The sequence below is a fragment of the Sphingomonas dokdonensis genome (genome assembly GCF_002197685.1).
Lineage (GTDB): Bacteria > Pseudomonadota > Alphaproteobacteria > Sphingomonadales > Sphingomonadaceae > Sphingomonas > Sphingomonas dokdonensis.
The window spans coordinates 337,756-359,259 of sequence record NZ_NBBI01000003.1; the positions used below are offsets into that span (position 1 = coordinate 337,756).

At 67.3% G+C, this 21,504-nt stretch carries 25 protein-coding genes; 5 read left to right on the top strand and 20 right to left on the bottom strand.

What is annotated here, in order from left to right; all coding sequences use genetic code 11:
- Positions 1 to 17: 17 nt before the first annotated feature.
- From SPDO_RS10025 to SPDO_RS10115, 19 genes are all read right to left on the bottom strand, one after another.
- Positions 18 to 773, bottom strand: coding sequence for an ABC transporter ATP-binding protein (locus SPDO_RS10025; protein ID WP_425441951.1), 756 nt, complete (start codon positions 771 to 773; stop codon positions 18 to 20).
- Positions 763 to 2,145, bottom strand: a complete 1,383-nt coding sequence (locus SPDO_RS10030) for an efflux RND transporter periplasmic adaptor subunit (protein ID WP_088367328.1) — start codon at positions 2,143 to 2,145, stop codon at positions 763 to 765. The genes SPDO_RS10025 and SPDO_RS10030 overlap by 11 nt, the downstream gene beginning before the upstream one ends.
- Positions 2,145 to 3,617 carry an efflux transporter outer membrane subunit gene (locus tag SPDO_RS10035; RefSeq protein WP_088367329.1) on the bottom strand — a complete coding sequence of 491 codons (1,473 nt, stop codon included), beginning with the start codon at positions 3,615 to 3,617 and terminating at the stop codon, positions 2,145 to 2,147. The genes SPDO_RS10030 and SPDO_RS10035 overlap by 1 nt, the downstream gene beginning before the upstream one ends.
- Positions 3,618 to 3,681: 64 nt before the next feature.
- Positions 3,682 to 5,640 carry an ATP-binding protein gene (locus SPDO_RS10040; protein ID WP_088367330.1) on the bottom strand — a complete coding sequence of 653 codons (1,959 nt, stop codon included), beginning with the start codon at positions 5,638 to 5,640 and terminating at the stop codon, positions 3,682 to 3,684.
- A 33-nt stretch (positions 5,641 to 5,673) separates the two neighbouring features.
- Entirely contained in the window at positions 5,674 to 6,678 is a 1,005-nt protein-coding gene (bioB, locus tag SPDO_RS10045; RefSeq protein ID WP_088367331.1) for a biotin synthase BioB, read from the bottom strand.
- On the bottom strand, positions 6,666 to 7,052 hold the full coding sequence (locus SPDO_RS10050) for a lysozyme inhibitor LprI family protein (protein ID WP_088367332.1): 387 nt from the start codon (positions 7,050 to 7,052) through the stop codon (positions 6,666 to 6,668). The genes bioB and SPDO_RS10050 overlap by 13 nt, the downstream gene beginning before the upstream one ends.
- 55 nt (positions 7,053 to 7,107) lie before the next feature.
- A complete protein-coding gene (locus SPDO_RS10055) occupies positions 7,108 to 7,899 on the bottom strand; it encodes an enoyl-CoA hydratase-related protein (RefSeq protein ID WP_088367333.1) in 792 nt (263 codons plus the stop codon).
- 17 nt (positions 7,900 to 7,916) lie between these two features.
- Complete coding sequence (locus SPDO_RS10060) at positions 7,917 to 9,344, bottom strand: carboxyl transferase domain-containing protein (protein WP_088367334.1); 1,428 nt, start codon at positions 9,342 to 9,344, stop codon at positions 7,917 to 7,919.
- A gap of 97 nt (positions 9,345 to 9,441) precedes the next feature.
- Positions 9,442 to 9,933 (bottom strand): MmcB family DNA repair protein, encoded by a 492-nt coding sequence (locus SPDO_RS10065; protein WP_088367335.1) that lies wholly within the window; start codon positions 9,931 to 9,933, stop codon positions 9,442 to 9,444.
- Positions 9,934 to 10,006: 73 nt separating this feature from the next.
- Entirely contained in the window at positions 10,007 to 10,564 is a 558-nt protein-coding gene (locus SPDO_RS10070) for a cell wall hydrolase (RefSeq protein WP_245829360.1), read from the bottom strand.
- A 207-nt stretch (positions 10,565 to 10,771) separates the two neighbouring features.
- Positions 10,772 to 11,098 carry a DUF1491 family protein gene (locus SPDO_RS10075; protein WP_088367337.1) on the bottom strand — a complete coding sequence of 109 codons (327 nt, stop codon included), beginning with the start codon at positions 11,096 to 11,098 and terminating at the stop codon, positions 10,772 to 10,774.
- Entirely contained in the window at positions 11,095 to 11,550 is a 456-nt protein-coding gene (locus SPDO_RS10080) for a PaaI family thioesterase (RefSeq protein WP_088367338.1), read from the bottom strand. Before SPDO_RS10080 ends, SPDO_RS10075 begins: the two co-directional genes overlap by 4 nt.
- Entirely contained in the window at positions 11,537 to 12,016 is a 480-nt protein-coding gene (locus SPDO_RS10085; RefSeq protein ID WP_088367339.1) for a PTS sugar transporter subunit IIA, read from the bottom strand. The genes SPDO_RS10080 and SPDO_RS10085 overlap by 14 nt, the downstream gene beginning before the upstream one ends.
- Before the next feature lie 13 nt (positions 12,017 to 12,029).
- Positions 12,030 to 12,626, bottom strand: a complete 597-nt coding sequence (hpf, locus tag SPDO_RS10090) for a ribosome hibernation-promoting factor, HPF/YfiA family (RefSeq protein ID WP_088367340.1) — start codon at positions 12,624 to 12,626, stop codon at positions 12,030 to 12,032.
- Between the two features lie 52 nt (positions 12,627 to 12,678).
- Positions 12,679 to 13,365, bottom strand: coding sequence for a DNA polymerase III subunit epsilon (dnaQ, locus tag SPDO_RS10095; RefSeq protein ID WP_088367341.1), 687 nt, complete (start codon positions 13,363 to 13,365; stop codon positions 12,679 to 12,681).
- An 8-nt stretch (positions 13,366 to 13,373) separates the two neighbouring features.
- Positions 13,374 to 13,967, bottom strand: coding sequence for a dephospho-CoA kinase (gene coaE / locus SPDO_RS10100; protein ID WP_088367342.1), 594 nt, complete (start codon positions 13,965 to 13,967; stop codon positions 13,374 to 13,376).
- A gap of 15 nt (positions 13,968 to 13,982) precedes the next feature.
- Complete coding sequence (gene aroE, locus SPDO_RS10105; protein ID WP_245829362.1) at positions 13,983 to 14,813, bottom strand: shikimate dehydrogenase; 831 nt, start codon at positions 14,811 to 14,813, stop codon at positions 13,983 to 13,985.
- Positions 14,814 to 14,857: 44 nt separating this feature from the next.
- A complete protein-coding gene (locus tag SPDO_RS10110) occupies positions 14,858 to 15,460 on the bottom strand; it encodes a Maf family protein (RefSeq protein ID WP_281252573.1) in 603 nt (200 codons plus the stop codon).
- Complete coding sequence (locus tag SPDO_RS10115) at positions 15,457 to 16,290, bottom strand: pyruvate, water dikinase regulatory protein (protein ID WP_088367343.1); 834 nt, start codon at positions 16,288 to 16,290, stop codon at positions 15,457 to 15,459. The genes SPDO_RS10110 and SPDO_RS10115 overlap by 4 nt, the downstream gene beginning before the upstream one ends.
- Positions 16,291 to 16,578: 288 nt before the next feature.
- Here SPDO_RS10115 and hemE point away from each other — a divergent pair, with 288 nt between their 5' ends.
- The 3 genes from hemE to rho all read left to right on the top strand — a co-directional run bounded on the left by hemE (position 16,579) and on the right by rho (position 19,575).
- Positions 16,579 to 17,637, top strand: coding sequence for a uroporphyrinogen decarboxylase (hemE, locus tag SPDO_RS10120; RefSeq protein ID WP_088367344.1), 1,059 nt, complete (start codon positions 16,579 to 16,581; stop codon positions 17,635 to 17,637).
- The gene (locus SPDO_RS10125; RefSeq protein WP_088367345.1) at positions 17,637 to 18,095 is read left to right on the top strand and encodes a CopD family protein; all 459 of its coding nucleotides are present in this window, start codon (positions 17,637 to 17,639) and stop codon (positions 18,093 to 18,095) included. Before hemE ends, SPDO_RS10125 begins: the two co-directional genes overlap by 1 nt.
- 223 nt (positions 18,096 to 18,318) lie before the next feature.
- Entirely contained in the window at positions 18,319 to 19,575 is a 1,257-nt protein-coding gene (gene rho / locus SPDO_RS10130) for a transcription termination factor Rho (RefSeq protein WP_088367346.1), read from the top strand.
- Between the two features lie 33 nt (positions 19,576 to 19,608).
- Here rho and SPDO_RS10135 read toward each other — a convergent pair whose 3' ends face one another.
- A complete protein-coding gene (locus tag SPDO_RS10135; protein WP_169716250.1) occupies positions 19,609 to 19,884 on the bottom strand; it encodes a hypothetical protein in 276 nt (91 codons plus the stop codon).
- Here SPDO_RS10135 and SPDO_RS10140 point away from each other — a divergent pair.
- Positions 19,813 to 20,541: a TerC family protein gene (locus SPDO_RS10140; protein ID WP_088367501.1), complete on the top strand. Its 729-nt coding sequence runs from the start codon at positions 19,813 to 19,815 to the stop codon at positions 20,539 to 20,541. The genes SPDO_RS10135 and SPDO_RS10140 overlap by 72 nt on opposite strands.
- 90 nt (positions 20,542 to 20,631) lie before the next feature.
- A complete protein-coding gene (locus tag SPDO_RS10145) occupies positions 20,632 to 21,240 on the top strand; it encodes a LolA family protein (RefSeq protein WP_245829364.1) in 609 nt (202 codons plus the stop codon).
- Positions 21,241 to 21,504 lie beyond the last annotated feature (264 nt).

Below are 21,504 nucleotides of genomic sequence, written 5' to 3' on the forward strand. Positions count from 1 at the left end.
CCGTCCCGCCGCGCCGATCATGATACCTCCTCGCCCATGTGGTGATTGGTATCGATGCGCTCGACCAGCCCGTCCTTGAAATGCACCACCGTGCGCGCGAACGCCGCCATTTCGGGCTCGTGCGTCACCATCAGCACGGTGATGCCGCTTTCCTGGTTGAGCCCGGTGAGCAGCTCCATGATCTCCACCGAGCGTTCGGAATCGAGATTGCCGGTCGGCTCGTCGGCGAGCAGCACGTCGGGGCGGGTGACGATGGCGCGGGCGATGGCGACGCGCTGCTGCTGGCCGCCCGACAGCTCGGCCGGGGTATGATCCCACCAATCGGCGAGCCCCACCTTGTCGAGCGCGGCCATCCCGGCCTCGCGCCGTGCCTTGCGATCGTCGCCGCGGTAGAGCAGCGGCAGCTCGACATTCTCCAGCGCGCTGGTGCGGCTCAAGAGGTTGAAGCCCTGAAACACGAAGCCGAGGTAGCGGCGGCGGAGCAGCGCGCGCTGATCGCGATCGAGCGTTTCGACATGGTGGCCGCGGAACAGGAACGTGCCGCCACTCGGCACGTCGAGGCAGCCGAGGATGTTCATGGTGGTCGACTTGCCCGAGCCCGAAGGGCCCATCACCGCGACGAAATCGCCCGCCGCAATGTCGAGGTCGACGCCCTTCAGCGCCTGAAATGCGGTCGGCCCGCTGCCGTACACCTTGGTGACGTCGCGCAAGGAGATGATCGCCTCGCGCCCGTTCCCAGCGGCTGCAGCGGGGGCGTGGTCCTCAGGCGCCACCGCCGCCCCCTGCCCGCTGGCGCCGCTGGCCACCACCGCCGCCGCCCGCGCCTTCTTCGCCACCGGCGAGCTGGCCGGTGATCACTTCCATGCCGGGCTTGAGGCCGCCCGACAGCACTTCGGTGACCGAGCCGTTGGTGTCACCTGTGGTCACCTGCACCGCCTGCGGCTGACCGTCGGCGCCCTTCACGTACACCGTCTGCTGCGCGCCGCGGCCGAGCGTCGCCTGCCGTTCGGGCCGATCGCGGCGCGGGCGGAAGGTGAGCGAGCCGGCGATGCCGCCGCTGCTGCCACCACCGCCGGCCGCGGTGGGCTTGAAGCGGAAGGCGGCGTTGGGGACGAGGAGCACGTTCTTCTTGTCGCTGGTAACGATGTCCGCCGTCGCGGTCATGCCGGGGCGAAGCTCCATGGTGGGGTTCGCGACGGTGAGGTCGGCGGCGTAGGAGACCACTTGCCCGGCCGAGGCGGTGGTCGATGCGGTGCCGCTTGAGGAGGAACTGGCCGCACTGGCGGTGAGGTTCGAGCCGAGATCGACGCGGGTGATGCTGGCCGGAAAGGTGCGGCCGGGGAAAGCGTCCACGGTGAAGCTGGCCTTCTGCCCCTCTTTCACCTCGCCGACGTCCGCCTCGTCGATCGCGACTTCCAGCTTCATCTGGCTGAGATCCTCGGCGATCACGAACAAGGTGGGCGTGTTGAACGAGGCCGCGACGGTCTGGCCGGGATCGACCTGCCGCGCGAGCACCACACCGTTGACGGGCGAGCGGATGATCGCGCGCTGCCGCTGCGTCTGGTTCTGCGACAGATTGGCACGCGCGGCAGCGACATTCGCCTCCGCGACGCGCAGCGCCGCAACCGCGCGCTGGGCATCGGCACGGCCGGCCTGAAGCTCGGTCTTTGAGGGTACGCGGCCGTTGGAAAGCCGGTACACTTCCTCCAGCCGCGCAAGCTGCGCCTGCGCTTCCGACACGGTGGCGCGCGCCTGATTGACGCTGGCGACATTGGCGGCGAGCTGTGCCTGGCCGGCGCGGATCTGATCGTCGATCTGCTCGGGATCGATAAGCGCAAGCGCCTGGCCGGCGGTGACGCGGTCGTTCACGTCCACCACGACGCGGGTGACGAGCCCCGAGAGCTGCGAGCCGACGGTGACCTGGTTGGTCGGGGCGAGCTTGCCCGTGGCCGACACCGTCACGGTGAGATTACCGCGCCGCACCGGCGCCGTGGCATAGCCTGCCTCCTCGCTGCCGCCGAACAGGCGCAGGCCGAGCAGGATCAGGAGGACGACGCCGAGCGCGATCGCACCCCATTTCGCCCAGCGCCGCCATGCCGGCTGCGGCTTCACCCCGAGGAAATCGTCGAGCTGCTCGGTGGCCATCAGCGGGTTCCGTCCTGCCTGGTGTTCTGTGGTGATGGTGCGGTGGGCGCGGCGCTACTATCCCAGCCGCCGCCAAGCGCGGTGTAGAGCTGGACCAGCGCAGTCGCCTGATCGGCGCGCGCCTGCGCGGCGCTGTTGCGGGCGGACAGCAGGGCGGCCTCCTGCTGGCTCAAGGTGGTGAAGTCGGTGAGGCCGGTGCGATACTGGCTGCGGCTGAGCAGCGCGGAATTGTTCGCTGCCTCCAGCGCCACGGTGAATTCTCGCTCGCGTGCCTGCGCGGTCTGGAGCGCGACCACGGCATTCTCGACATCCTCCAGCGCGACGAGCACCGTCTGCTTGTACGCCGCGAGCGCCGCGTCGGCCGTGGCCTCTGCGCCGCGCACCTGGCTGCGCAGCCGACCGCCGTTGAAGATCGCCTGGGTCAGCCCGGCGAAGAGTCCACCGGTGACGGTGTCGAACAGATTGCCGACGGCGCCCGCGCGCGTATCGATACTGCCGCTGATCGCGAGGGCGGGATAAAGCTGCGCCTTGACGATGCCGATCTGCGCGGTGGCGGCGGCGAGGTTGCGCTCGGCAGCGCGTACGTCGGGGCGCTGGCGCAGCACATCGGCCGGGAAGCCGACGCCGGCGGTGGCGGGGCCGCGCGGGATCGGGCGAACGGTGGCGAGCAGCGGCTTCAGCGCACCGGGCGCCTGGCCGGTGAGCACGCCGATGCGCGACACCGCGGCATTATATTGCTGCTCGATCAGCGGCACGGAGGCGGCGGTCTGCGCGCGCTGCACCCGCGCCTGTTCCTGATCGAGACTGGAGACGAGCCCCGCCTGGACGCGGAAGCCGGCGATCTCGAGATTGTCGTCCTGCAACGCCAGGCTGTCGCGGGCATTGGCGAGTTGCAGCTGGTACAGCCGCGCCAGCACGTAATTGCGCGCGACCTCCGCCTCGACCGACAGGAGCACGGTCGCCTGATCGAAGCCCGACGCCTCATATTGCGCCTGGCTTGCCTCGACGGTGCGGCGCACCTCGCCAAACAGGCCGAGCTGATATTGCGCGTCGAGGCCGAGCGAGAAGTTCGAGCCGCCACCACCGCCGATGCTCTGCGTCGTGCCATCGGGGAGCGTGATCAGCGTCTGCCCGCCACGCAGCGTTTCCGAGCGGCTGAACCCGCCCGATCCGTTAAGCGTCGGCAGCAGGCTGGCGCGGCTTTGCACCAAGGCTTCGCGCGCCTGTCGCAGCCGCGCGGTGGCCTGCGCCAGATCGAGATTGCTGGCGGCGGCCTGCTCGACCAGCTGGCCGAGCACCGGATCGTCGAAGCTGCGCCACCATTGCGTCAGATCCGCGCTGGTCGGCGCGGCGGTGACCGAATAGGCATCGGGCACGCCCAGCTCGGCAGCGGTACGGGGCCGATAGTCCGGCCCGACGGTGCAGCCACCAAGGGCGGCGGCGAGGAGAAGCGAAGCCCGCAAGCGCGTCATACCAGCCGAGATGGTTCGAAGGACGGGAAGCGTCCAGCGCTTTTGTGTCGCGATTTGTCGCACCCTAGCGGAGGGTGATGAGCCGCTGATCGACGATTACGCTGTCACCGGCGGCGACATGGACGGCGTCGACGATGCCGTCGGTGGTGGCATGGAGCGCGTTTTCCATCTTCATCGCCTCGATCACCGCGAGTGTCTGGCCGGCCGCGATCGTGTCGCCTGCGCGTACTTCCAATCGCATCAGCAGGCCGGGCATGGGCGCGGCGATCGTCTTTTCGTCGCTTGCGGTGGCGGGCGGCTTCAGGTGGCAGGCGTAATCCGCAATGCGCCGCGGCAGCACACGGACAGCGTGCCGGGCGCCGCGAGTGTGGAAGACGTGGCCGGTGAGCGTGCGGTCCGCCTGCACCATCACGGGCTCGCCATCGATCGTCAGCTCCATCGGTGCATTGCCGCGAGCACGGTGCAGCGAAAGGGCGAGCGGTGTGCCGTCGATCGTGAGCGTGTCGTCGGCGCGATCAACCGCGAACGCCTGTGCGCCGATCCGAACCGTCCAGTTGCTGCGTTCGGCGCCGGGATCGCGTGCCTGCGTCAACAGCACCGCAAGGCCGGCGAGGCCGCGCAGCAGATCGGGCGCGGCGGGGGCGCCGGCGAACCCATCGGCAAATTCCTCCGCGATGAAGCCGGTGGTGAGATCGCCGCGGCGGAAGCGCGGGTGCTGCATCAGGGCGGCCAGGAAATCGCGGTTGGTGGCGGGACCCTCGATAACGAAGCGGTCGAGCGCGTCGACCTGCGCGATTGCGGCCGCATCGCGAGTGGGCGCCCAGGTGATCAGCTTGGCGATCATGGGATCGTAGAAGCGGCTGACCTCGCCGCCCTCGGCAACGCCATCATCGACGCGGACGTGGGCGCCCTGCCCTTCGGTCTGAGCTGGCGCCTGGTAGCGCACCAATCGTCCGGTGCTGGGTAGGAAATCGCGATAGGGATCCTCGGCGTAGAGGCGGGTTTCGATCGCCCAGCCGTTCAGCCGCACGTCGGCTTGCGCAAAGCCGAGCCGTTCGCCTGCAGCGACGCGAATCATCTGCTCGACCAGATCGAGCCCGGTGATCGCCTCGGTCACCGGATGCTCGACCTGAAGCCGGGTGTTCATTTCGAGGAAGTAGAAGCTTTCGCCGCTCGGATCAGCGCCCGAGACGATCAGCTCCACCGTGCCGACGCTGTGATAGCCGACTGCGCGGGCGAGCGCGATCGCTTGGTCGCCCATCGCCTGGCGCATGGCGGGCGTGACGAAGGGCGATGGCGCTTCCTCCACCACCTTCTGGTGGCGGCGCTGGATCGAACATTCGCGCTCGCCGAGGTGGAGGATGGTGCCGTGCTGGTCGCCGAGCACCTGAATCTCGATGTGGCGGGGCTGGGCGATGAACCGCTCGATCAGGATGCGATCGTCGCCGAAGCTCGCCAGCGCCTCGCGGCGGACGGCGTCGAAGTGGGCCCGGACCTCGCGCTCGTCCTGCGCCAGCCGCATTCCCTTGCCGCCGCCGCCGGCCGAGGCCTTGATCATCACCGGATAGCCGATGCGCGCGGCGACTTCCGCCGCCTCCGCTAGGTCTTCGATCGCGTGCGGGTGGCCGGGCACCACGTTCACGCCGGCGGCGCGGGCCAGCTCCTTGGAGGCGATCTTGTCGCCCATGGCGGCGATCGCGGCGGGCGGTGGGCCGATGAAGGCGATGCCGGCGTCGGCGCACGCCTCCGCGAAGGCGGCGCGCTCCGACAGGAAGCCATAGCCGGGGTGAATCGCATCGGCGCCGGTCGCGCGGGCGGCGGCGAGGATGCGATCGGCGTCGAGATAGCTGTCGCGCGCCGCCGCCGGGCCGATCCGCACCGCCTCGTCCGCCATCGCGGCGTGCGGTGCGCGCGCGTCGGCATCGGAATACACCGCCACCGTGGCGATGCCCATCGCCCGCGCGGTGCGGATGATGCGGCAGGCGATCTCACCGCGATTGGCGATCAGGATCTTGGCGAACATCGTTCTATCCGGCCGAGACGGCGGAGCCGCGCGTTACGCCGCGACCTCGCACGCGCGCATCGGCTCTTCGGCGGCCATCGGCTTCAGGCCGAGCTTGGCGAAGAGCGTCGCGTCCGCGCTGTCGCCGCGATTGCCGGCGGTGAGCAGCTTGTCGCCGGTGAAGATCGAATTGGCGCCGGCCATGAAGCACAACGCCTGCGTCGCCTCGCTCATCGACTCGCGCCCGGCGGAGAGGCGCACCATGCTCAAAGGCATGGTGATCCGCGCCACCGCAACGGTGCGGACGAACTCGATGTCGTCGATCTTGGCGAGCGGCGTATCGGCAAGCATGTCGCCGAGGACGGTGCCCTTTACCGGCACCAGCGCATTCACCGGCACGCTTTCGGGGTGGCGCGGCAAGGTGGCGAGCGCATGGACGAAGCCGACGCGATCCGCGCGCGTCTCGCCCATGCCGACGATCCCGCCGCAGCACACGTTGATCCCGGCGGAGCGGACATGCTCGAGCGTTTCGAGCCGCTCATCGAACGAGCGCGTCGTGATCACGTCGCCGTAACGCTCGGGCGAGGTGTCGATGTTATGATTGTAGTAATCGAGCCCCGCGCCGGCGAGCCGCTGCGCCTGCGATGGCGTGAGCATGCCCAGCGTCATGCAGGTTTCCATGCCCATCGATCGCACGCCTTCGATCATGGCGATGATCGCGTCCATGTCGCGATCCTTGGGATTGCGCCACGCGGCGCCCATGCAGAAACGCTGGCTGCCGGCGTCGCGCGCTTCGGCCGCGCGCTGCAGCACGGCGCGCACGTCCATCAGCTTGGTCGCCTTGACGCCCGTTTCGGCGCGGGCTGATTGCGAGCAATAGCCGCAATCCTCCGGACAGCCGCCGGTCTTGATCGACAGCAGCGTGCACAATTGCACCTCGCCTACCGCATGGTGCGCGCGGTGCACGCCCTGCGCACGCCACATCAGCTCGTCGAAGGGAAGATCGAACAGCGCCGCGATGTCCTCTCGCGACCAGTCATTGCGGCTTACCGCGTCCACATGAGATCCTTTAACTGCTTGGTCCGCTCACGCGTGAGCCGTGCCAGGCATTGCGCGCGCGCGAACGGCTGCAACGAGCCGCCGGCGAACTCCCCGCCTTCGATCACGCATTGCCGATCGCGGAACTGCAACCAAGCGCGCTGGCTGGCAAGCGTTGCCGCCGCATAGCCGAAGCCGCCGCCGCGCGTATGATCCTGCGCGTCGCGTTGCTTCATGCCGGCGTAGGTCTGTTTCCATTGCGCGTTGAGCGCGGCATCGGCGCGGCGCAGCTCCTGCGCGGCCTGCGCATTCATGTCCGCCTGGGTCTGCGCACTGGCGGCTGGGATCGGTGCGAGAAGCGCCAGCGAGAGCGCGATTGCCGGAAGCCTGATCATGGGATCTCCTTTTCTTGCGTCCCGGCACCAACGCACCGGGACGCAAGAAGGATGATCAGCGGCCCTTGAACGCAGGCTTACGCTTTTCGAGGAAGCTGAGGCCGCCTTCGCGCGAATCCTCTGATCCGCCGGCGAGCCGCTGGCCCTCCGCCTCGGCGCGCAGCACCTGATCGAACGTGCCGTCGAGCGCGACCTGGATGTTCTTGCGCATCGCCGACAGTGCGACCGTCGGCCCGGCGGCAAGGCGCGTGGCGAGCGCAAGTGCCTCGTCCATCAGCTTGTCGTCATCGACCGCCTTGTAGATGAGGCCCCATTGCTCGGCCTGCTCGGCGCCGATCCGCTCACCCAGCATCATCATCTGCGTGGCGCGGGCCTTGCCGATCGTCTTGGCGAGCAGCCAGGTGGAGCCGCCGTCGGGCACCAGGCCGATGTTGACGAACGCCTGAAGGAAATAGGCGTTTTTGCCGGCGAACACGAAGTCGCCCGACAGCCCCATCGAGCAACCGACGCCCGCCGCCGGGCCATTCACCGCCGTCACCACCGGAACCGGAAGGTTCATGATCTGACTCATCAGCGGGTTGTAGAAATTCATCAGCGCGCGGTGGCTGGTGTCGCCGCCCTTGATGCGCGTGTCGCCGCCGCCGCGTGCCTGAAGATCGGCGCCCGAGCAAAAGGCGCGGCCGGCGCCCGTCAGCAGCACGGCGCGTGCGCCCTGCAGATCGTACAAGGCGACCGTCAGGTCCTCGGCCAGCTGGATCGACGCGGCGTTCAGCCGCTCGGGCCGGTTCAGCGTGATGACGAGGACGTCGCCCTTCTTCTCGGTGAGGATGGTTTCGTAATCGGCCATTTCGGTGTCTCTCCCTCTTATGTCCCGCTCCGATTGGAGAAGGTGTTTGGCAGCGTGCTGCCGAATTCTTGGGCATCTGCTGCCTGGCGAAGCGCGGCGGCGATCACCTGCCGGGTGGCGGCAGGGCGGATCACCGCGCGGACCAGGCCGGCGGCGACGGCATGGGTGGGATCAGCGATGCAAGCGGCATAGTCACGCTTTTTCTGGTCCTCGGCCGGGGCGAACAGGCGGTCTGCGGCGGCATCACCGCCCATCGCGGCGGTCTGCGCGCTCGGCCAGGCATAGCAGGTGGCGCGACCGCCGGATGGTGGCGCGAGCACCGCCCAGGCTGCGCCGAAAGCCCGACGGGTGACGATCGTGACGCGGCGGGTAGGCAGTTCGGCAAAAGCAGCGAGGAGCATGGCGGCTTCGCGGACGATCCCCTGCCCTGCTTCGGCGCGGGTGGGGAGGAAACCGGGCGTGTCGATCAGCGTGACAAGCGGCAGGCCGAGCCGGGTGCAGAGCTGCACGAAGCGGACCGCCTTGCGCGTAGCGGCAGTGTCGAGCGCGCCGCCCAGCACGAGCGGCTGGTTCGCGAGAATGCCGACTGGGTGGCCGCCGACGCGGCCGAGGGCGCAGATCAGATTGGGCGCGTGATCGGGCTGCAGCGCGATCAGGTCGCGCTCATCCACGATCGTGCGGGCGAGCTCGTGCATGTCATAGGGGGTCGCGGCGTCGAGCGGGACCAAGGTGTCGAGCGCCGGTGCGAGGCGATCGTCGGCGTCTGACGGGACACGTGGCGCGGCGCGCGGATCGGGCAGCAGGTCGAGCAGCACGCGCGCGGCGAACAGCAGCTCGATCTCGTCGCCGAACACGCCGTCGGCCATGCCGGTCTGCGTTGCATGCAGCGTCGCGCCGCCCAGCATAGCGGTGCTGGCGAGTTCGCCGGTGGCGTCGCGCAGCACTTCGCTGCCGGCGAGCAGCAGGGCAGCATCGGCCTGGAGCATGAAGGTGACGTCGGCGAGCGCCGGCGACAGCGCGGCTGCACCGACCGTTTCGGCGAACACCAGCGCAACCTGCGGGATCTTGCCGCGCGCTTCGGCCTGTTGGCGCATCAGCGTGGCCTGTGCTCGCAATCCGGTGAGGCCGGTGTCGAGGGCGGCGCCGGGCGAATCGTAAAGGCCAACGATCGGCGTGCGTGCGGCGACCGCCTGGTCGATGAGGCGGCCGATCTTTTCGACGTGAGCGGGGGCAATGATTCCATCGCCGGTCGTCACATCCTGGCTGAACGCCATCACCGGGCGCCCGCGAATCGTGCCGTGCGCGGTGATGACGCCGTCACCGGCCGGCTCGGCGTCCTTCAGGCTGCCCTGGTCGAACAGGATGTCCAGCCGCTCACGGGCGACGAGGCGACCGCGCCCGTGCTGCGCGTCGCTAGCGTCCCGTTCCTCGACCGTCGCCGTCATGGCATCCTCCCGCCGTGCGGGCTTCCTGCCTGCCCGCGCGGCGCGACGCAAATGACAAAACGGTCAGGGGCACGAAAGCCGTAGCGTAAAGCCGCACCTACCAGCCCTGCACGGCATCCGGATCGGACACCGCGATCAGGCGGCGCGCGGCGCGGCGGGCAAAGGCCAGCGTGCATTTCTTGCGGGCGTGGGTGTTCATCGCGTCGGTGCGCGCCTCGCGCACCACCGCCGCATCATAGCGGTCCGCCACGATAAGGCCGGTGCGTTCGGGCAGAAAGGCTTGGCTGGCGATCGGGCCGTGATCGAACCCGGCGGGCACCGCCCAGAAGAAGCGGTCGCAATGCGGCAGATAATCCTGCCACTTGTTGTCGCCGAGCAGATCGGCGCGCGACACCTTAATCTCGACGATGGTGATCTGGCCGCGCGCATCGATCGCCATCAGGTCGACCCGGCGGCCGCCGTCCAGCGGCACCTCGGGCATGGCGACAAGCTCATGCCGCAGCAGCAGCCGAGTGACGCCGCGCGCGACATCGGCGGCGCACAGCGGGGAAGACGGATCGTCGACGCAAGAAGCGGGCGTGGTCAGCACGCCCGCTTCCTAGAACAATCCGGGAACAATGAAAAGATAACGACGCGCGGGGTGGCAGGCGTCGCCGATCGGATCAGCGCCAGAAGATGTGGTTGCCGATTGTCGCGACGCGGGTCAGGCCCGAAGCGGGCGCACGGCCGCGGTTGAAATAGAGCGCACGGTCAGCCTCGCCGTCCCATGCCTCGGCCAGTGCGACCTTCGCCACCGCGACGGCGGTGCGATAGGAGCGGCTGTCCTCGTTGATGTTCGGGATACGGCCACCGCGCACAAAGCCGAACTGACCGCGCTGCAACACCACGTCGCAGATATCGGATGGGAAGCGACCCGACTTGGAACGATTGATGATCACGTCCGCCACGGCGAGCTGGCCAGAGAGCGGCTCACCCTTGGACTCGTAATAGATCGCGCCGGCCAGGCACTGGATCGCCTCGTCGTCGCCATCGTGCGTCGACTGGGCAGCGACAGCGGCCGCAAGCGTCGGATATGCAACAATATCGCCCGCGGCGAGTTCATTATTATCGAAGGTGGTCGGGGTGGTGACCGCGACAGCCGGCTGAGGGAGCATCTGCTCAACCCCGGCGGCGAGACCGGCCGTGCTCTGCGCACTCAGGCCGAAGAAAGAGATCGTCATGGCTACGGCGGCCGCAGCCCGCGAGAAAAACGTCATTGTTCACTATCAAAGGCGGTGGGTACGCGGACGCGATCCAGCGTTCTTCATTCAGAACTGCGATCGGCCGGGATCCCCCCCGACTGCGTAACCATGGTGGATCGCACCCACCGCGGCACAACGCGAAATATCGATGGGCCAGCCTTCGCCATACCCTATCGATCCAGTCAATTAAGGGAGGATCGTTTCAGCGGCGAACCGTTTGCCGTCTGCGATATCCAGAGCGACGACCCAGCAATCGGGATCATTTCGGCGCCGGCGACTCCAATAATCGTCGAGCGACTCGTCGCTGCCCGGCTTCGGCCCGCTGGTCACCAGAATGTCGGTGCCGTCCGGCCCCATCGCGCGCTCGATGATGTGCCCATCCTGTTCGAGCAGCACCAGGATAGCGCCGGAATCGCCGTCGCCCCGGGCGCGCACCACGGCAATGCCGCCGGCGTCGTTCACCCGGCGCAGCAGCGCGGCGACGAGGAGGTGAGTCGGCAGTCGTCCGGTCACGCGGGACGGTAACCGGGGAGCGCAGCCAGCGCGATCCGGCTGCGCATGAAGGTGCCGGTACCGCGGGCAACTTCCTCGCCATCGGCGGCGATCAGCCGCGCGTCACCGACGAAGACGCGGCGCTGGCCACTGATCCAGCGCCCCTCGGCGATCACCGGGCCGGCGGACAGCGGACGGGTGAGGACGAGGTTGAACTGCGTGGTGAGCAGGAAGCGATCGGTGATGAGGCTGTTGCAGGCATAGAAGGCCGCATCGTCCAGCATCTTGAAATAGGCGGTGCCATGCGCGGCGCCGGCGGCGTGGAAATGATCGGGCGCGATCTCGAAGCTGATCCGCGCGACGCCCGGCTCCGGAATCTTCAGCGTGGAGGCGAACAGCTGGTTGATCGGCGCGGCGGCATAGAGCGACTCCAGCGCGCGGTGGTGCGCCTCGGCGCCTTCAGGCCGCGTCACGGGCGGCGTCCGTATCGTCGGCGGTCAGCAGCGCGTAGATGGCATCGCGCGAACCTGCGCCGCGCAGCTTGTCGACGAAGGCGCGGTCGCGCAGCCGATGCGACACGCGCGCCAGCGCCTTCAGGTGATCGGCACCCGCGCCCGATGGCGACAGGATCGCCACGACGATATCGACCGGCATATCGTCCACCGCGTTGAACTCGATCGGCTGGATGAGCCGCGCGATCACGACGACGATGCGCGGCAGACCCGCGATCCGCGCGTGCGGCAGGGCGACCCCGCCGCCGAAGCCGGTCGATCCCAGTTTCTCGCGCTCGGCCAGCGCCGTGCCGACCTCGCCGCCGTCCAGATCGAGCGTCTGGGCGGCCATCGCGCCCAGATGCTGAAACAGGTTTTTCTTGTTGGTGGCAGTCACCCCGACCGCGATGAGGTCGGGGTGTAGCAGATCACTCAAATCACTAGGCATGACGTTTCGGCGTTTACCCCGCGCGCTGCGGTTCGACCCAGCCGATCGTCCCGTCGCCGCGCCGATAGACCATGTTATAGGCGCCCGTCCCGCTATTCTTGAACAACAACGCCGCCGTGTTGCGCAGATCAAGCATCATCACGGCGTCAGATACGGTCGCGTCGGGGATGTCGACGCGGGTTTCCGCAATGATGAGCGGGGCGTCGGCCGGCTCGTCCTCTTCGGTCATCCGCTCGGCGAACAGGGTGTAGCCGGCGTTGTCGAAATTGTCATAGGCGACGCTTTCCGCCAGCGCCTGCACTTCGCCCGCGTTGCGATCCTTCAGCCGGCGCATGTAGCGGCGCAGCTGCTTTTCGATCTTCTCGGCGGCTCCATCAAAGGCAAGATGCGCGTCGTGTGCGTCGTGCCGGCCCTTGAGCACCAGCCCCTGCATCACGTGCACGATGATGTCGCAGCCGAAGCCGGCGTCGTGCGGCCCCTTGCCGAAGGTCACGTGCGCGGAGATCGCGCGGCTGAAATACTTATCTGCAATGCCCTGCAGCCGGGTGTCGACATGATCCTTCAGCGCGTCGCCCGTCTCGACCTGGTGACCTGAGATGCGGATATCCATCGACTTCTTACTCCATATGCTGGCCCGGCGTGGTTCGCCGGAGCGTTGGGCGTCAACCGGACGCCTCGGCCCCCCAGAGCGGATTTTTCACCCGTGTCATGAACGCGGCATGCGCGCTTAGTTCCTCCGCGGTGGCGGCGAATTGTCGCGCCGGCCGCGCAATGCGCGGCGCCGCCGCCTCCACTTGTATCTCTTCCACGACCAGATCGCTGACGAGCGACAGCCCGATCTGGCGGCCGCCCATCAACTCCACATAGACCTGCGCCAGCAGTTGCGCGTCGAGCAACGCGCCGTGCAGCACGCGGTGCGAACGATCCACGCCGTAGCGCGAGCACAAGGCGTCGAGCGTCAGCTTGGCGCCGGGGTGCCGCTGCTTGGCGATCGCCAGCGTATCGACCATGCGGCTGGTGCAGATCACGTCGCGCCCGCAGCGGCCGAGCTCGCCATTCAGGAAGCCGAAGTCGAACGAGGCATTGTGCGCGACGAGCGGCGCGTCGCCGACAAAGGCGATCAGCTCCTCCGCCACGGCGTGGAACAGCGGCTTGTCGGCGAGGAACGCGTCCGACAGGCCGTGGATCGCGAACGCGCCGGGCGGCATGGTGCGCTCGGGATGAAAATAAGCGTGAAAGGTGCGGCCGGTCTCGACGCGGTTGACGAGCTCGACGCAGCCGATCTCGACCATGCGATCGTCGCCAAAGGTGAAGCCGGTGGTCTCTGTATCGAAAACGATCTCGCGCATCGGCAGGATTATCGACCTTCGCCGGGCGCGAGGCAAGCGATCACCCGGCGAACATGGGCACGCGTTTCCTCAAGCGACACGTCCGTCGGAATGACGAAATCGGCCTGGGCGCGCTTTTGCGCGTCGGGCACCTGGCGGGCGAGGATCGCGTCGAACTTGGCCTCGCTCATACCCGGGCGCTGCAGCGTGCGGGCGCGCTGCACATCGGGGGCGGCAGAGACGACGACGACCTTGTCCATGGCGCGCTGGCCACCGGTTTCGAACAACAACGGCACATCGAATATGACGACCGGGGCGGCGGCATGTTCCGCAAGAAAGGCGGCGCGTTCCTCACCCACGGCGGGATGCACGATCGCCTCCAGCGCCTTCATGGCGGTGTCGTCGCCGAGCACCGCCTCGGCGAGCGCGGTGCGGTTCACGCCCCCTACCCCGGTCGTGCCGGGAAAGCGCGCCTCGATCGCGGCGACCACGCGGCCGGCGGGGCCCTGGAGCTTGTGCACCTCCGCATCGGCGTCGAACACGGGGATGCCCTCGTCGGCGAACATCTTGGCGACGGTCGACTTGCCCATGCCGATCGATCCGGTGAGCCCGAGCTTGATCATCGTCCTATCCCCCCCTCAGGCGAGCAGCCGTTCGCGCAATTCCCCGTCGTGTTCGCGCGGGGCGGGTGCGCCGAAGAACAATTCGAACGCCGCCGCGGCCTGACCCACCAGCATTTCGAGGCCATCGATCGTCTCCAGCCCGCGCGCCTCGGCGGCGTCGAGCAGGGGCGTGTGGAGCGGGGCATAGACGATGTCGTACACCACCGCCTCGGGTGGGAGCGGCAACAGGTCGAGATCGAGCGGCGGCTGCCCCGTCATGCCGAGCGCGCTGGTGTTGACGAGCAGCTTCGCCTCGGGAAGGCGCGCCGAGAGCGGCAATGCCTCGCCCTTCAGCCCAAAGCGGCCGAGGAGCGCGGCGGCTTTCAGCGGCGAGCGGTTCAGGACGGTGACCTTGCCGACGTTCATGCGCGACAGCGCGAAAAGCACCGCGCGCGCGGCGCCGCCGGCACCGACGATCGCGACCGGCTGCCCGGCGAGATCGAGATCGGCGATCGGACCGTAAAAGCCCGCCGCATCGGTGTTGGTGCCGAACAGCCCCCCACCCTCGCCGCGCACCACGGTGTTCATCGCACCGATACTGTCGCGCACCCCACCGGGATCATCGACGAGGTCGAGCATCGCGACCTTGTGCGGAATGGTGACGTTGCACCCGCGCCAGTTCGGATCGGCGCGGCGCCGCGCGATAAAGGCAGGCAGATCGTCGGGCTTCACCTGCGTGGCGCGATAGTCGGCGGGGATGCCGAGCTTTTCGAGCCAGAAACGGTGGATCAGCGGCGATTTGGAATGGCTGATCGGATCGCCGATCACCTCCGCATACGGCTGATCGGTTGCGGCAATCGCAGTCACGACTTGAGACGCTGGCACCTTTTCCCCTGTCACGCCGCCAGCACTCACGCCGCCAGCACCTGGCGCTCGCGCAGATAGCCGAGCAGCGGTAGCAGCGGCATGCCCAAGACGGTGAACTGGCTGCCCTCCACGCGGCTGAACAATTGCACCCCCGGCCCCTCGATCCGGTAGCAGCCGACGCAGCCCGAGATGGCCGGCCATTCGGCATCGAGATACGCCTCGATGAAGCTGTCGGACAGCGGGCGTACGAACATGCGGGCCTTGTCGACCTGGCGCCAGACGGGCCGGCCGCCCTCCGCCACCACCGCCGCGCTGACCAGATCGTGGCGCTTGCCCGACATCATCGCGAGATGCCGCGCCGCCTCCGCGCGGTCGCGCGGCTTGGACAGGACGGTGCCATCCTCCAGCACGGCCAGGCTGTCGGAGCCGAGCACCAGAGCCTGAGGCTCGCGCGCGGAAACCTTCAGCGCCTTCAGCTCGGCAAGTGCGTCGGCGAGATCGCGCGCGGGAATGTCGCCGAGCGATGCCTTGGCAGCATCCTCGTCCACCATCGCGGGCTGGGCGGTGAAGGGCACACCAGCGGCGACCAGCATCGCGCGGCGCGAGGCGGATTGCGAGGCGAGGATGAGCTTGAGCGGCATGGTCATGGTTCCATATCCACCGGCGCGCCGCCACGCTCGTTGAACAGCGAGATGACCGCGGCGGCGGTTTCCTCGATCGAGCGGCGCGTGACGTCAATCACCGGCCAGCCATTGTCGGCGAACATGCGGCGGGCGTAAGCGAGCTCGCGCGTCACCGCCTCCTGATCGACATAGGCCGTCTCGGGCGCCTGGTTGAGCGAGAGCAAGCGATTGCGCCGTACCTGGATCAGCCGATCGGGGCTGGTGGTAAGGCCGACGACCAGCGGATTGCGGAGCGAATACAGCGTCTCCGGCGGCGGGCTTTCGACCACGATCGGAATGTTCGCCACCTTGAAACCGCGATTGGCGAGATAGATCGAGGTCGGCGTCTTGGACGAGCGCGACACGCCGGCAAGAACGATGTCGGCCTCCTCCCACTCCTCCCACAACACGCCGTCGTCATGCGCGATGGTGAACTGGATCGCGTCGACGCGGGCGAAATAGGCCGCATCGAGCACGTGCTGGCGCCCGGGCTTGTTCTTTGCCTGTTGCCCGAGCAGCGCGGACAGCGCGTCGTTCACCGGATCGAGCGGCGCGACCATCGGCAGGCCGAGCGAATGGCAGCGCTGCTCCAGCGCGCTGCGCGTCGCGGCATTCACCAGCGTGTAGATCACCAGCCCGGGATTCTGCGCAATTTCCTGCAGAATGCGATCGAGATGCGCCTCCGTGCGCACCATCGGCCAGAAATGCCGCACCGTTTCGACATTGTCATATTGCGCGAGTGCGGCCTTCGCGATGTTTTCCAGCGTCTCGCCGGTGGAGTCCGACAGAAGGTGCAGGTGCAGCTTCACCGTCATGGGCATGAACCTGTGGATAACATGGGGACAGGCGCTAGCGTAACCGGGCCGGGGGGCCAAGCGGCAGCGCGCACCGTGGAAAACTCATGAGTCATCCACAATTGCGTCCACGCCGCGTGATTTTATCCACAGCCTGTGAGAATCGGGGATCGTTGAATCGAATCCCCGGGAGTCTGCGCCGCGCTGGCGGTCAAGCTGTTGGCAATCGGGGGATGAACGCATAAGCCCCGCAACCAACGCGCCTACAACATCACACAACCATCAGACTCTTTCCTTTAGAGAAGTAGTATGGACGCCCCGATCGATTCAAAACCTCTGCTGGGCGTGCTGAAGGGTCACAAAAGCGCCCGCCCCCCGATGTGGTTCATGCGGCAGGCCGGGCGGTATCTGCCCGAATATCGCGAGCTGCGCGCCGAGAAGGGCGGATTCCTGGCGCTCGCGACTGACCCAGACGCGGCGGCCGAAGTGACGGTGCAGCCGATCCGCCGTTTCGGTTTCGACGGCGCGATCCTGTTTTCCGACATTCTGATGGTGCCCTGGGCGATGGGGCAGGATCTGACCTTTGGCGCGGGCGAGGGGCCACGTCTGGCACCGCGGCTGATCGATGCGGCGCTCGAGTCACTCACGCCCGACCTGGCGCGGCTCGACCCGGTCTATGCGACCGTGCGGCGGGTGGCGGCGATGCTGCCGGCGACGACGACCTTTCTCGGGTTCGCCGGCTCGCCATGGACGGTCGCGACGTACATGGTCGCCGGACAGGGATCGAAGGATCAGGCCGAGACGCGCGGCCTTGCCTATCGCGACCCAGGCGCGTTCGGCACGATCATCGACGCCATCGCCGCGCTGACCGTCGATTACCTGTCCGGCCAGATCGAAGCCGGCGTCGAGGCCGTGCAATTGTTCGACAGCTGGGCTGGGACCTTGTCGCCGGCACAGTTCGAACGCTGGGTGGTCGCGCCCAATGCCAAGATCGTGGCGGCGCTGAAGGCGCGCCATCCGCATGTGCCGGTGATCGGCTTTCCCAAGGGAGCCGGCGGCAAGCTGCCGCTTTACGCGCGCGAAACGGGCGTCGATGCGATCGGGCTGGACGAAACGGTGGACCCGGTCTGGGCCGATGCGGTGCTGCCGAAGGGATTGCCGGTGCAGGGCAATCTCGATCCGCTGGCGCTGATCGCCGGGGGCGCGGCGCTGGACGATGCGGTCGATCGCATCCTGGCGGCGTTTCCCGATCGCCCGCATGTCTTCAACCTGGGGCATGGCATCGACCAGCATACGCCGATCGCGCATGTCGAACGGGCGATCGCCCGCGTTCGCTCAGGCAGCGGGGCAGACGGAGGGCAGGGCTGATGGGTGCCGGTTTCCTGGGGGCTGCCTATCTATGGGTGAAGGCGGCGCACATCATCTTCGTCATCTTCTGGATGGCGGGCATGTTCATCTTCCCGCGCTATCTGGTGCATCACCAGGAAGGCCTGGGCGATCCCGCCGAGGAAGAGCGCTGGGTGGCGCGCGAAGGCAAGCTCCGGCGGATCATCATGACGCCGGCGATGATTGCCGTGTGGGTGATCGGGCTGGCGCTGGCGGTGAACGTCGGGTTGCTTGCCGGCATCCAGGGGCTGGCCTGGCTGCATGCCAAGCTGCTCGTGGTGTTCCTGCTCTCTGGCTATCACGGCTGGGCGGTCGGCTATTCCAAGAAGCTGGCGAAGGGGCAGGCGAGCCTGAGCAACCGGGGCCTCAGGATGATGAACGAGGTGCCGGCGCTGGCGGTGACGATCATCGTGATCCTGGCGGTGGTGAAGCCGTTTTGACGATGGCCGTGTGACGATCGGTGCGTCATCCCGGGTCGCGCCCGGGATGATCAATCGACCATGCCGGCATCCGCACCGCGCTTGACTAAGCTCTGCCCCGGTCTTACGTCCCGCTCTCGGTGTGGCCTCTCCGGCCCGCTGCCTCCTCTTGCCTCGTTGCCGCGCGACCCTTTCCGCCGACCGGGCTTTCTCCCCCAACCGATTTTCATCGGACACAAAGACCATGCACCTCAAGGATCTCAAGAAGAAAGCCCCGGCCGAACTGGTCCAGCTGGCCGAGGAGCTCGGCGTCGAAGGCGCCTCGACGCTCCGCAAGCAGGACCTGATGTTCGCCATCCTCAAGGTGCAGGCCGAAGAGGGCGAGCAGATCATGGGCGAGGGCACCATCGAGGTGCTGCCCGACGGCTTCGGCTTTCTGCGCTCGCCCGAGGCGAATTATCTCGCCGGCCCCGACGACATCTATGTCTCGCCCAACCAGGTCCGCAAGCACGGCCTGCGCACCGGTGACACGGTGGAAGGCGAGATCCGCGGGCCGAAGGACGGCGAACGCTATTTCGCGCTGACCAAGCTGATGAGCGTTAATTTCGACAATCCCGACGCCGTGCGCCATCGCGTGAACTTCGACAATCTCACCCCGCTTTATCCCGAAGAGCGGCTGAAGATGGAGATCGAGGACCCGACGCTGAAGGACAAGACGGGTCGCGTGCTCGACCTGGTATCGCCGATCGGCAAGGGTCAGCGCTGCCTGATCGTCGCGCCGCCGCGCGTCGGCAAGACGGTGATGATGCAGAACATCGCCCGCGCGATCTCGCTCAATCACCCCGAGGTGTTCCTGATCGTGCTGCTGATCGACGAGCGGCCCGAGGAAGTCACCGACATGCAGCGCACGGTGAACGGCGAGGTCGTCTCCTCGACCTTCGACGAGCCGGCGACCCGCCACGTCGCGGTGGCCGAAATGGTGATCGAAAAGGCCAAGCGCCTTGTCGAGCACAAGAAGGACGTGGTGATCCTGCTCGACAACATCACCCGTCTTGGCCGTGCCTACAACACGGTGGTGCCGAGCTCGGGCAAGGTGCTGACCGGCGGTGTGGACGCGAACGCGTTGCAGCGGCCGAAGCGATTCTTCGGTGCGGCGCGCAACATCGAGGAAGGCGGCAGTCTGACCATCATCTCGACCTCGCTGATCGACACCGGCAGCCGCATGGACGAGGTGATCTTCGAGGAGTTCAAGGGCACCGGCAACGCGGAAATCGTGCTCGACCGCAAGGTGTCGGACAAGCGCATCTTCCCGGCGATCGACGTGTCGAAGAGCGGCACCCGCAAGGAAGAGCTGCTGGTCGAGAAGGACAAGCTTTCCAAGATGTGGGTGCTGCGCCGCATCCTGATGCAGATGGGCACCGTCGATGCGATGGAGTTCCTGCTGGGCAAGATGAAGGATTCCAAAACCAACGAGGATTTCTTCGCCAGCATGAACCAATAGCCGCGTCTGGTCGGCGGCATCCTGCCGCCGGACTCAGACCGGCTCGGGCGACGGGTCGGCGTAGCCGAACCCGATCGACGGCGTGGCTTTGCCACGCCGTTTGCGTGTCAGCGGCTCGTTCGTTTCGCCTTCGAACGAGGAAAGCTGGCGCAGCGTGTTCCTTCCCGATAACGCGACCGGTGCAACCTGCGCGGCAAACGGCCGTTCAGGGACCATCAGCCCGGAGCCGCGATCTTGATCCTTACCTTGCTTGCCCAAGCTGCCGCCGCCGTACAGGGGCCTGGTTCGTTGGGTGATATCTGGCAGCATATCGTCGCCGACTTCTCCAACCTGTCGGAACCGGCGGCGCTGGCGGCATTTGGCCAGGTGCTGATGATCGATCTGGTGCTGGCCGGCGACAATGCGGTGGTGGTCGGCGCGCTGGCGGCGGGCCTGCCGGCCGAGCAGCGCAAGAAGGTGATCCTGATCGGCATCATCGCGGCGTTGGTGTTGCGCATCTTCTTTGCCCTGATCGTCACGTGGCTGATGGGGATCGTTGGCCTGATCTTTGCCGGCGGCCTGCTGCTTTTGTGGGTCAGCTGGAAATTCTGGCGCGAGTTGCGCGTCGACGCGCACGGGAATGCGGGATCGAGCGAGATCGACGGTGACGAGCAATCCGGCCTGGCGCCGGCGCGCTCCTTTGCCGCCGCCGCCTGGGCGGTTGCGGTCGCCGACGTGTCGATGAGCCTCGACAACGTGCTGGCGGTCGCGGGCGCGGCGCGCGAGCACCCCGGCATCCTGGTGGTCGGGTTGGTACTGTCGGTGGCGCTGATGGGCCTCGCGGCGAACCTGATCGCGCGGGTGATCGGCAAGTATCGCTGGATCGCCTATATCGGTCTGGCCGTAATCGTCTTTGTCGCCTTCAAGATGATCTACGAAGGCTGGACGGGCACCGGCGAGACGATCGGCCTCAGCACATTGTTCTGAGCCGCCAGGGCGTGATGTGGGAACCCGGAAGGGTTCACCACGCGTTCAAGCCCGCCCGGCCATGTAGCGGCCATGTCCTTCGGGAGAGCCATGTTGAAGAATTGGGTGCCATTTGCCGCCGCGATCGTCGTTGCGGCGCCGGCGGCGGCGCAATCAGGCGATCTCGCGCAGGTGCAGAACCACCTGCGCGCGGTGAACACCATGACCGCCGATTTCACGCAGACCGATCGGGCCGGCAAGACGCTGACCGGCACGCTGACGCTGAAGAAGCCGGGCAAGATCCGCTTCCAGTATGAAAAGGGCGTGCCGATCCTGGTGGTGGGTGACGGCAAGGCGCTGACGTTCATCGATTATTCGGTGCGGCAGGTGCAGCGCTGGCCGATCAGCAACTCGCCGCTAGGTGTGCTGATCAACCCCGATCGCGACATCGCGAAATTCGCCAAGGTGGTGCCGAGCGGCGACAGCCGTATCCTGTCGGTGGAGGGCTATGACCCCAAGCACCCCGAATATGGCCGCATCACCATGGTCTTCGCGCGCGATGGCGCCGCGCCGGGCGGGCTGATGCTGCAAGGCTGGGTAACGCTCGACAGCCAGGGCAATCGAACCACCATCCGGCTTGATAATCAGCGGTTTAACACGCCGGTCAGCGATGGGACGTTCCGCTGGAACGATCCGCGGCGAACCAACCGACGTAACTGAACGATTGCTGCCCGTCCCGTTCATGCGCGCGACAGGTTGACGGGCGTAGGGCAGTCATTGCGGATGTGGGGCGGTTCAGGATTTTCCCCCTGTTGCCTGAACGGTTTGCTCCACTTCCCCCTGCGTGACGAACGCCAGGTTGGCCCTCGCTCCATGCCCCCGGAGCGAGGGCCTTTCTGCGTGGGGCGCATGGCGCCCGAGCACACGGCTTTGCCGCGGCGGGCGGCAAGCTCACTATTGCTTAGCTTCACCCATCAAGCGGCG

Bases quoted from the DNA above. Each gene is read 5' to 3' on its own strand.
- SPDO_RS10145 (WP_245829364.1), top strand. From the start codon at position 20,632: ATGTTGAAGAATTGGGTGCCATTTGCCGCCGCGATCGTCGTTGCGGCG.
- SPDO_RS10035 (WP_088367329.1), bottom strand. From the start codon at position 3,617: ATGACGCGCTTGCGGGCTTCGCTTCTCCTCGCCGCCGCCCTTGGTGGC.
- coaE (WP_088367342.1), bottom strand. From the start codon at position 13,967: ATGATCAAGCTCGGGCTCACCGGATCGATCGGCATGGGCAAGTCGACC.
- SPDO_RS10085 (WP_088367339.1), bottom strand. From the start codon at position 12,016: ATGCCTAGTGATTTGAGTGATCTGCTACACCCCGACCTCATCGCGGTC.
- SPDO_RS10135 (WP_169716250.1), bottom strand. From the start codon at position 19,884: ATGCTGCCAGATATCACCCAACGAACCAGGCCCCTGTACGGCGGCGGC.
- SPDO_RS10040 (WP_088367330.1), bottom strand. From the start codon at position 5,640: ATGTTCGCCAAGATCCTGATCGCCAATCGCGGTGAGATCGCCTGCCGC.
- SPDO_RS10115 (WP_088367343.1), bottom strand. From the start codon at position 16,290: ATGACGGTGAAGCTGCACCTGCACCTTCTGTCGGACTCCACCGGCGAG.
- SPDO_RS10060 (WP_088367334.1), bottom strand. From the start codon at position 9,344: ATGACGGCGACGGTCGAGGAACGGGACGCTAGCGACGCGCAGCACGGG.
- SPDO_RS10110 (WP_281252573.1), bottom strand. From the start codon at position 15,460: ATGACCATGCCGCTCAAGCTCATCCTCGCCTCGCAATCCGCCTCGCGC.
- hpf (WP_088367340.1), bottom strand. From the start codon at position 12,626: ATGGATATCCGCATCTCAGGTCACCAGGTCGAGACGGGCGACGCGCTG.
- SPDO_RS10055 (WP_088367333.1), bottom strand. From the start codon at position 7,899: ATGGCCGATTACGAAACCATCCTCACCGAGAAGAAGGGCGACGTCCTC.
- dnaQ (WP_088367341.1), bottom strand. From the start codon at position 13,365: ATGCGCGAGATCGTTTTCGATACAGAGACCACCGGCTTCACCTTTGGC.
- rho (WP_088367346.1), top strand. From the start codon at position 18,319: ATGCACCTCAAGGATCTCAAGAAGAAAGCCCCGGCCGAACTGGTCCAG.
- SPDO_RS10070 (WP_245829360.1), bottom strand. From the start codon at position 10,564: ATGACGATCTCTTTCTTCGGCCTGAGTGCGCAGAGCACGGCCGGTCTC.
- SPDO_RS10125 (WP_088367345.1), top strand. From the start codon at position 17,637: ATGGGTGCCGGTTTCCTGGGGGCTGCCTATCTATGGGTGAAGGCGGCG.
- SPDO_RS10050 (WP_088367332.1), bottom strand. From the start codon at position 7,052: ATGATCAGGCTTCCGGCAATCGCGCTCTCGCTGGCGCTTCTCGCACCG.
- SPDO_RS10030 (WP_088367328.1), bottom strand. From the start codon at position 2,145: ATGGCCACCGAGCAGCTCGACGATTTCCTCGGGGTGAAGCCGCAGCCG.
- hemE (WP_088367344.1), top strand. From the start codon at position 16,579: ATGGACGCCCCGATCGATTCAAAACCTCTGCTGGGCGTGCTGAAGGGT.